Below are 8,461 nucleotides of genomic sequence, written 5' to 3'. Positions count from 1 at the left end.
ACTCCTGCTCTGTCCGTCTGCCACTTTACCGTGGCGTCTGTCTTTTTGTATCAGCCTTCCGAAGCCGCGCTCTCGGGATCTCCCGGGCAGGGCTTGAAGGCATTTAGGTAACCGGTGTCAATAGCTATCTTCCACCGGTCTGCGGGGGAATGGGCACGGGAAACGGCGCGCACCCCGGTATATAGGGTGCGCCGCGCGTTCATGCCCGTACCGTTGGCCTTACGGGATCACTCATGCCACGTGACGCCATCGCGCTCGGCGAGGGCGATGGCGGCGGAGGGGCCCCAGCTGCCGGCGGTGTAGGTCTTCGGCTCTTGAGCCTGTTCCTCCCACTCGGCGCGGATGGCGTCGATCCAGTCCCACTGCGCTTCCACTTCGTCACGGCGGACGAACAGCGTCTGCTCACCCTCGATCAGGTCCAGCAGCAGACGCTCGTAAGCGATGCGGCGCTGCGGACCGGCGAAAGCGTCGGGCATGGTGATGGCGAGCGGGATGGAGCGCAGGCCGAAGCCGTTGCGGTCCAGCCCCGGCACCTTGGCCATGAGCGACAGCGTGATGTTCTCGCTCGGCTGGATGCCGATGACCAGACGGTTCGGCACCGTCTTGGCGCCGCGGCCGTGGAAGATCGAGTGCGGCACATCGCGGAACTGGACAACGATCTCGGTCGTGCGCTTGGGCAGGCGCTTGCCGGTGCGCAGATAGAAGGGCACGCCCTGCCAGCGCCAGTTGTCGATATGCGCCTTGATCGCGACGAACGTCTCGGTGTTCGAATCCTTGCCCAGTTCGTCGTCGTAACCCGGCACGGCCTGGCCGCCGATGGCGCCGGCGCGGTACTGGCCCGTCACCGTCTCGTTGGCGGCAACCTTGCGCAAGCTGCGCAGGATCTTCACCTTCTCGTCGCGCACGCTGGTGGCGTCGTAGCTGACCGGCGGCTCCATCGCGACAAGCGCGAGAAGCTGCAGCATGTGGTTCTGCACCATGTCGCGCAGCGCGCCCGAATCGTCGTAATAGGCCACGCGCGATTCAAGGCCGACGGTCTCGGCCACGGTGATCTGCACATGGTCGATATGCGCCGCGTTCCACAGCGGTTCGAACATCAGGTTGGCGAAGCGCAGCGCCAGCAGGTTCTGGACGGTTTCCTTGCCCAGATAGTGGTCGATGCGGAAAATGCGGTCTTCCGGGAAAGCGCGGGCGACGGCATCGTTGATCACCTTGCTGGAGGCAAGATCGATGCCGAGCGGCTTTTCCAGGCCGATGCGCACGTTCTCACCGGCCAGCCCGCTGGCCTGCAGGCCGCGAATGGTCGGCTCGAACAGGCTGGGCGCGGTGGAAAGGAAGATCGAAAGGCCGTCCTTCGGCTCCCCCACTTTGGCCGCCAGCGCGTTGAAGCCTTCCATCTGGTTGGCATCCAGCGTCTGGTACGACAGGCGGTTGAGGAACCGCGCCATGCCGCCCCGCCGCTCAGCCGGCAGGAACTGTTCCAGCGACTGACGCGCGAAATTGCGGAATTCGGCATCGTCATGCTCGGAACGCGCGGTTCCGATGATCTCGACCTTGGGGTCGAGCAGGCCTTCGGCGTCGAGCGCGCAGAGCGAGGGAAGGAGCATACGGCGCGAAAGATCGCCCGTCGCCCCGAACAGGAGCAGGCGGTCTGACGTGAATTGGCCGGACGCGGATTGGGCCGGAGTAGAATTGGTCACTGGGCGCTTTCCACCTTCTGGGGGTTATTCACCTTTACAATTTTCCGCCGAGGACCGGCGGGCTCCTCCTCCCGAGTCCAGGTCATGCGCACCGCATCGACAAGGCCAGCCATCGGATAGCGCCGATCCCGTGCACGCGCTCCTGTCCCAGCGGCAGGAGGTGACGATCGGCGTTAAGGCAGGGCCTTTGTTCTTCGCGGTTGCAGCATAACATGGACTGCGTGCGAAGTGCTAGGCGAGAGCGGGCGAAAGCTCAACCTCGATTGCACGGATTGAACAAGACTTATGCGCGCATACGTATTTGGCAGGTACGTTAAGCGCGATTTTCCGCAAGTTCGTTGCCCGGCCGTCTTTGTCCTGTCGTCCGGGACGGGCATGGAAGCAGGTCAGGATTCACGCAAGCGACGGCGCGGCAGCGGACGCGCATTGACAAAAGAAGGCAAAAACAATGGCCGGTGACGGCGTCCAGCTTCTCGAACACCTCCAGACGCCGGCAATGATGGTTTCGCGCGGGCAGGTCCGCTTTGCGAACAGCGCGGCCAAGGCACTGCTGGGTGCCCATATCGTCGGGCAGGACGTGCGCATCGCCATTCGCGAACCGCGCGCGGTGGCCGCGATCCTCAGCGAAGGCGGCGGCATCGCCCGCGTCACCGGGCTTTCGACTGGGGGCAGTGTGTGGGAAGTCGATTGCCGGGCGATCTCCGCCACCGATCGGCTGGTCAGCCTCTACGACTTGTCCGAACGCGTCAGCGTCGCCAAGTCGCACGCGGATTTCGTCGCCAATGCCAGCCACGAACTGCGCACGCCGCTGGCCAATGTGATCGGCTATGTCGAGACGCTGACGAACCCCAAGGCGGGCGGCGACGAGAGCGTGCGCAATCGCTTCCTCGACACCATCCGGCATGAGGCGCAGCGAATGCAGGCGCTGATCCTCGACCTCATGAGCCTGTCGCGGATCGAGGCGGTGAAGCACGAAGTGCCGCAGGACCGGGTGGAGATGGTGGCGCTGGCGCAGGAGATGGCGGGCGAATCGAAGCCTGGCTCCAACGTTTCGGTCCACACCAACTGCGAAAGCGCGGTGGTAACCGGCGATCGCGGCCAGCTGGCGCAAGTGCTGCGCAACCTGATCGACAACTCGATCAAGTACGGCAAGCAGGGCGGCAAGGTCGATGTCTCGCTGGAGGCGACCGCCACCGGCTGGGTGCTGATCACCGTCAGCGACGAAGGCGACGGTATCTCGCCCGAGCACCTGCCGCGCGTGACCGAACGTTTCTACCGCGCCGACACCAGCCGCAGCCGCGCGGTGGGCGGTACCGGGTTGGGCCTGTCGATCGTGAAACACATCGTCGAGCGCCATCGCGGCCGCTTCGATATCGACAGTCGCGCCGGGCAGGGCACCACCGCCTCGGTCATGCTGCCGCTGCGCAAGGAAGAGGCGCAAGGTTGAGACGGGCGTTCGGCGGTTTCCACCCGCCGAACCCGGCAATTATGCCCACTTGAACAAAGCGGCGCGTGCATCGACAAGTAGGCGGCGGGGGCTCTTGTGGAGGTTCCGATGCGTGCTGCCAGATATCTGCTTGTCGGCGTTCTCTTCGCCGGATCGGGCCTGCTTTGGGCTCCTCTCGGTGCCGATGCCCAGCAGGCGACAGCGCATCGGCCGCCAGCGCCGCCCACGCAGCCGGCGGGCGAGATCATCATCTATCGGGATCGCAACTTCGCCGGGCCGGCGGTCAGCATTCGGCAGGACCAGGCCAACCTGCGTTTGGCTTGGCCGGTCCGATCCGCCAGGGTTCGCAGCGGCACTTGGGAACTCTGCGAAAGGGCGGCGTTTCAGGGGCGTTGCCTGACAGTCACGCGCGATAACCGCGATCTTGGCCAGCGCGCCGTGCAGAGCGTGCGGGGAAGCCGGTCGGCCGCATGGCGTGCGTTCGGCGCCACCGACGTCACCCGCTTCGGCTGGGACCGCAAGGTCATTTCCGCGCTCGGCTCTCCGCGGCTCTGGTCGATCCGCCTCTGCGCCGATGGCAACGCGGTGCAGCTTCGCGAAGCGCGCGCCACTTTCACCAACCGCCAATCCGAAACGCTGCATCTGCCGGCGCGCCTTGCCGCTGGCACCTGCACCGGCCCGCTGGCTTTCGCGTCCCGCCAGAACCTGGCTTCGGTGTCGTTCTCGGCATCGACCGTGTCGCCCTCCGCCCGCCTGCGGGTGCGGCTGGAAGGGCGCTGATCGCGGCGGCCGTACGAGTCAGAAATCCAGTTCGAAGCGCGTGCCCAGCACGTTGACGTTGTAGTCCGTCCGCCCCGAATCCAGCGCCTTCGCACCTTTGTAGGCCAGCAGCGCGTAGTTGATGTTGAAGCGCAGGTACTCCACCGGGGTCCAGACCAGCGCGGCGATGGCGGCGTTCTGGGTGCCGCCGCGAATGTCGCGGTCGTTGAGGTCCAGCCAGTCGTAGCGGGCGGTCAGCTGGATCGATCCGATGCCGCCATCGCCCAGCGGATGGGCGGGCGCCTTGTTGGTGAAGATGCCTTCCTTGTAGCCCCGGCTGTCACCCGAAGTCAGGAACAGGCCCAGCTCGGCATAGGCCCCCTGAAAGCGGACGGAAGACAGCCCCACCCGGTCGGCCGTGAGTGTGTTGTATTCCGCCGCCGCGTGCCAGCGGCCCCGGATCGCGGCCATTTCCACGCCCCAGTTGACCTCGCGCTCTACTTGCATGGCGGGCGTGCCGATCAGGCGGGTATTGGTGGAATGGACATAGGGGCGCTGGCGATAGCGCGTGTCGCCCTCGGCCAGTCGCGCAAGGTCGCGCCAGTGGGCGGAGCCGCCGAAGTGGAGCTGCGTGTCCCCCAGCTTCGGGGCGTAGACCAGCCGCGCATCGACGCCGTGGCTGTTGTTCTCATCCCCGCCCTCGACGCCGTCCGAATCGTTGGCCAGCGCGCCGATATCGTCGCTGAACAGGCCCAGCTGCGCCAGCACCGGCCCGCGCTGATACTGCACGGAAGCACCCAGGCGGCGTTCGAAATTGAAGGCGTCGGTAAAGGCGGCACGCTCCATCACGCTGCCGCTGGTGTCGCCGGTCAGTTCGTCCAGCGACTGGAACGGGTTCTGGTTGCCCAGCTTCACCGTCCACGGACCGTGCTTGTAGCTGACATAAGTATCGACCAGATCGACGCTGTTGTCCGAGAGTTCGAGTTCCAGCTTGTAGCCGAACCCGCCGCCGATCCCGCCTTCGCCGCCCAGCCGGATGCGCCGCATCTCGGTAGAGAAACCAAGGCCCTTGTCGTCCAGCCCCTTGGGCGCGCCGACGTAGTTGGCATCGGCCTGAATGCGGCCCTTCACCTTGAACGACCGCTCACCCGAGGTGAATTGCGGGCTGCCTTTCCATCCGATGGCGGTGGACGGGGTGGCGGTGACAGGGGCGGCTGGGGCGGTGGTCGGCTGAGCGGGGGCGGCGCTTGCCAAGGGCGGCGATGCCGGAATGGCAGTGGCAGCCGGCGAGGAGGCTTGCGACGGCAGTCCCGCCGAGGCCAATCGCGCTTCCATCCGTTCCACCTGCTCCTTCAGCGCGGCGACTTGCGCGCGCAGGAGTGCGGCTTCCTCGGCAGAGATCGGCTTCACCTGCGCCTGACTTTGGGCCTGCGCAGCCGGAGCGAGGGGTAGCAGCAGGCACCCTGTCAGCAGCGGCGCTGCGGCGACGCGGGTCAGTTTCGAAGGCATCTGGGTTCGGCTTCCGGGCAAGTCATGACGGCACCCGCGGCGCGGGTCTCGGCTGGCCGGTTATGGCGATGACATGACGGTTCGGTGACAAATGTGACCGCCGCGCGCGCAGTCACCCTTTGTCACGGAGCGGCCTTAAAAGAGCCATAAACTTTCTCGGCAAAATCCGCAGAAAACCGCGGTTCCGCGTCTACCAGCTATAAAGTGTCATGGAACTGAAACAGTCCAGTCATACTGGCGTCGTGTCAGTGCCATCAAAGTTTCATGGAAGGTCGACCAAGTTGAGGAATCCAAAGGCAATTTTGATGGTGGCGCTTTCCGTGCCCACGCTCGCCGTCGCGGCAGGGTGGGCACCGCCAGCCTATGCGCAGTCCGCCGATTCGGCGGCGATCCGGCAGGAATTGGAGGCGATGCGGGCGCAGATGAAGGCCATGGAAGGCCGCATCGAATCGCTCGAAGGGCAGCTCAATGCCGCCAATGCGCGCGCCGATGCCGCCACCCAGGCCGCGCAGAGCGCGTCGCAGGCCGCCTCGCAAGCAGCATCGCAGGTGGCCGCCCAGTCGGCTAGCATTGCCGCGGCTGCCAAGGCACCTGCAACCGCGCCGACCGCTGCCGGAACGGCGAAGGCCGCATCCGATGCCTCGCCGATCCAGGTCGTCTGGAAGGGCGGTCCGGAATTTCGCGGCGACAACGGCTGGAGCTTCAAGCCGCGCGGCCGGCTCCAGATCGACGCCGGCGGCGTGAACGCGCCCTCCGGCCTTGACGAGACATCCAGCGATCACCTTGGCTTCAGCACCGAACTGCGCCGTGCCTACCTTGGTTTCGACGGCACGATGCCGGGCGGCTTCGGCTATCGCTTCGAAGTCGATCTGGCCAATTCCAGCGTCGTCATCAACGACATGTATCTGACCTACCGCGTGAACAAGAACGTCACGCTGGCGCTGGGCAACCAGAAGCCGAACACCGGGCTTGAAGATCAGACTTCGGACCTGTTCACCAGCTTCATGGAACGCGCCAGCTTCACCGGTGCCTTCGGCTTCGAACGCCGCGTCGGCCTGAACGCGCAGTATCTGAACAAGGCGGTGCTGGTGCAGGCGGGCGTGTTCAGCGACGATCCGAACTCGCTGAACAGCGATTACGACAAGTCCTGGAGCACGGACGGCCGCGTGGTCTTCATGCCCACGGTGGCGGGCGGCACGCTGCATCTGGGCGGATCGGTCCACTGGCGCACGCTGAACGATTCGATCCCGACGGTGACGTACCAGAGCCGGCCCTTCGTCCACACCACGGACCTGCGCTTCCTCAGCGCCGGCGTCACCAATGCCGACAACGAACTGGGCCTCGGCCTGGAAGCGGCGTGGATCAAGGGCCGCTTCCACGCCTCCGGCGAAAGCTACTGGCAGAAAGTGCGCCGGACCGGTTTCGCCGATCCCACCTTCAATGGCGGTTATGCCGAAGTGGGCTACATGCTCACGCACGACGATACCGCCTACAAGGCCGGCGTCTTCGAACGCATCCGCCCGCACAACGGGATGGACAAGGGCGGCCTCGGCGCGGTGCAGCTGAACGTCCGGTACGACTGGCTGAACCTCAACGATGCCGGCATCGTCGGCGGGCGTGAGCAGACGGCGGGGGTCTCCGCGATCTGGATGCCGACCGACTATGTGCGCTTCATCCTCAACTACGGCCATATCTGGGTGAAGGATTCGCCCGTCCTCGTGGACGGCACGGACAATACCTACGGCGTCGATTCGATGGGCATGCGCGCCCAGTTCGATTTCTGATCGCATTCTTGAAAATTCCGGGGCGGCCCATCCGTGCCGCCCCGGAAAAGCCCGTCTCTGCGCCGGATTGTCATAATTCGCGATCCGCCGAAGAAACTACGGATTTCCAGCAATTTCGCCAAGCCGAGAACAATGTCACTTCTTTGTCATGGAAGTGTCATTGTAGCCCAATAGGGGCAACTCACACTTGAAGCCCAAGGGGTGACATCATGCGTTCCACCAAGACCTTTCTTATCGTTGCCGTTTCGAGCGTGGCGCTTGCCGGCTGCGGCGGCTCTGGCGGTTCGGCCGCCGGTTCGCGCGACTTCGTACGCGCCGTCGGTTCCTCGACCGTCTATCCCTTCGCCACTGCCGTCGCCGAAGAATTCGCCAAGGCCGGCGGCAAATCGCCCGTCATCGAATCGACCGGCACGGGTGCGGGCATGAAGCTGTTCTGCGCCGGCGTCGGCGCCCAGCACCCCGATATCGAAAACGCTTCGCGCCGGATCAAGAAGTCCGAGTTCGAGGAATGCCAGAAGAACGGCGTGACCGACATCGTCGAAGTGCAGGTCGGCATCGACGGCATCGCCTTTGCCGAAGCCCAGAACGGCCCCGGCATGAAGCTGACGCCGACCGACATCTACAAGGCGCTGGCCGCCAATCCCTTCGGCAAGCCCAACACCGCGAAGACCTGGAAGGACGTGAACCCGTCGCTTCCGGCCGAACCGATCCTGGTCTACGGCCCGCCGTCGACCTCCGGCACGCGTGACGCGCTGAAGGAACTGATCCTGGAAGCCGGCTGCAAGACCGACGCCGCCACCGCCGCGCTGAAGGAAACCAGCAAGGACAAGTACGAGGCGATCTGCCACGACATCCGCGAGGATGGCCCCTACGTGGACGCGGGTGAGAACGACAACCTGATCGTCCAGAAGATCTCACAGAATCCCAAGGCGATCGGCATCTTCGGCTATTCGTTCCTGGAAGAGAACGCCAAGACCATCAAGGGCATCCCGATGTCCAACGTGATCCCGACGTACGAGACGATTTCGAACTTCACCTACCCCGGTGCGCGTCCGCTCTACATCTACATCAAGAAGCAGCACCTCGCCCCGATCAAGGGCCTGCAGGGCTACGTCAACGAGTGGGTGAAGTCGTGGGGCCCCGATGGCTATCTGAAGGCCAAGGGCATGGTGATCGCGCCTGACGACGTGCGTGCCAAGAGCGCGGACATCGTTGCCAAGATGACCCCGCTCAACCCTGCCGACCTCAAGTAATCGCTTAAT

6 protein-coding genes are annotated in these 8,461 nt (G+C 64.8%); 4 read left to right on the top strand and 2 right to left on the bottom strand.

Annotated features, from left to right (window positions below; translation table 11 throughout):
• Positions 1-227: 227 nt before the first annotated feature.
• The gene (zwf, locus tag ACZ1JV_RS24595; protein WP_465150919.1) at positions 228-1,700 is read right to left on the bottom strand and encodes a glucose-6-phosphate dehydrogenase; all 1,473 of its coding nucleotides are present in this window, start codon (positions 1,698-1,700) and stop codon (positions 228-230) included.
• A gap of 448 nt (positions 1,701-2,148) precedes the next feature.
• Here zwf and ACZ1JV_RS24590 point away from each other — a divergent pair, with 448 nt between their 5' ends.
• Complete coding sequence (locus ACZ1JV_RS24590) at positions 2,149-3,147, top strand: sensor histidine kinase (RefSeq protein ID WP_465150918.1); 999 nt, start codon at positions 2,149-2,151, stop codon at positions 3,145-3,147.
• Positions 3,148-3,255: 108 nt separating this feature from the next.
• Entirely contained in the window at positions 3,256-3,927 is a 672-nt protein-coding gene (locus tag ACZ1JV_RS24585) for a beta/gamma crystallin-related protein (RefSeq protein ID WP_465150917.1), read from the top strand.
• Between the two features lie 18 nt (positions 3,928-3,945).
• On the opposite strand, the gene ACZ1JV_RS24580 is transcribed toward ACZ1JV_RS24585, so the two are convergent.
• Complete coding sequence (locus tag ACZ1JV_RS24580) at positions 3,946-5,415, bottom strand: OprO/OprP family phosphate-selective porin (RefSeq protein ID WP_465150916.1); 1,470 nt, start codon at positions 5,413-5,415, stop codon at positions 3,946-3,948.
• 305 nt (positions 5,416-5,720) lie between these two features.
• Between ACZ1JV_RS24580 and ACZ1JV_RS24575 the strand changes: the two genes are divergently transcribed.
• Both ACZ1JV_RS24575 and ACZ1JV_RS24570 read left to right on the top strand, forming a co-directional pair.
• The gene (locus tag ACZ1JV_RS24575) at positions 5,721-7,199 is read left to right on the top strand and encodes an OprO/OprP family phosphate-selective porin (RefSeq protein WP_465150915.1); all 1,479 of its coding nucleotides are present in this window, start codon (positions 5,721-5,723) and stop codon (positions 7,197-7,199) included.
• A 209-nt stretch (positions 7,200-7,408) separates the two neighbouring features.
• On the top strand, positions 7,409-8,452 hold the full coding sequence (locus tag ACZ1JV_RS24570) for a substrate-binding domain-containing protein (RefSeq protein ID WP_465150914.1): 1,044 nt from the start codon (positions 7,409-7,411) through the stop codon (positions 8,450-8,452).
• Positions 8,453-8,461: the final 9 nt, after the last annotated feature.

Source organism: Novosphingobium sp. BL-S-19, assembly GCF_055521675.1.
This window is presented reverse-complemented; position numbering and strand designations above follow the sequence as displayed.